The organism is Streptomyces sp. NPDC101166, assembly GCF_044768125.1.
GTDB lineage: Bacteria > Actinomycetota > Actinomycetes > Streptomycetales > Streptomycetaceae > Streptomyces.
Map to the genome: position 1 here is coordinate 1 of NZ_JBIWPF010000405.1, position 1004 is coordinate 1004.

Below are 1004 nucleotides of genomic sequence, written 5' to 3' on the forward strand. Positions count from 1 at the left end.
GGCGAACACGGTCATGCCCATCGCGGCCAGCCACAAGACCCACAGAATCAGTCCGGGTATTCCCATCACGCCACCATCATACGGAGCGACGACCCGGCCACCGCGACTTCCGGGCACGACACGAATCCGCACGACCTCCGGAACGAGCGGCACTGCCCCGGAAACGAGCGTCGCCCCCACGCACCGGAGTGCGCGAGGGCGACAAGCTCTTTCGCGGAACGCGAAGACCTACTTCTTGGCCGGGGCGGCCTTCTTGGCCGGGGCAGCCTTCTTGGCGGGCGCGGCCTTCTTGGCCGGAGCGGCCTTCTTGGCGGCGGGGGCCTCGTCCTCGACCGGAGCGGTCTCGGTGGTCACGTCCACGACCTCGGCGTCGACGGTCTCGTCGGCCGGGGCCTCCTCCTTGGCGGTGAAGCCGAGGTACGGGCCGACCTGGTCGCTGACCTTGCCCAGCACGTCCTGGGTCTGGGCCAGCAGGTCGTTGTAGCGGGTCTCGACCAGCTCGATGCGGTCCTCGAAGGCCGGGTTGGCGCGCAGCTTCTCGACGGTCTCCTCGCCGCGGGCGGCCAGGTCGGCGTAGAAGTCCAGCAGCTGGTGGTAGTACTGGTCGACCAGCTTGCGCAGCTCTTCGGGGGTGGCCTTCTCGCGCAGCTCGGCCAGGTCCTCGGGCAGCTCGGACGGCAGCGCCTGCACGCGCTGGCGCAGGGTCTCGGCCTGCTCCTGCAGGTCGGCGGGAAGGTTGGCGAAGCGCTCGCGGGCCTCTTCGATGCGACCCTGCACGTCGGCGGAGTTGGCGCGCTCACGGATCTGCGAGACGGCGTCGGTCACGACGGCGTAGAGGGCGTCGCCGGCACCGACGGTGGCGTAGATCGGCTTGGTGACGGTGGCGGTCAGATTCGATTCGGTCATGATGGTTCGCTCTCCTGGCGTGGCGGAACTTCGGTTGTGCGGTGCGGAACCTCGTTGTCCCTGTTTCCCCCGGGAACGCCCCCCATTAGCTCCGTTGC

2 protein-coding genes are annotated in these 1004 nt (G+C 69.0%); both read right to left on the reverse strand.

Annotated features, from left to right (window positions below):
* Window positions 1–180: hypothetical protein (locus ACIRS4_RS39455; protein ID WP_404205286.1), on the reverse strand; the 180-nt coding region annotated here is incomplete at its 3' end.
* Between the two features lie 48 nt (window positions 181–228).
* Window positions 229–906 (reverse strand): hypothetical protein, encoded by a 678-nt coding sequence (locus ACIRS4_RS39460; protein WP_404205288.1) that lies wholly within the window; start codon window positions 904–906, stop codon window positions 229–231.
* Between the last annotated feature and the right edge of the window lie 98 nt (window positions 907–1004).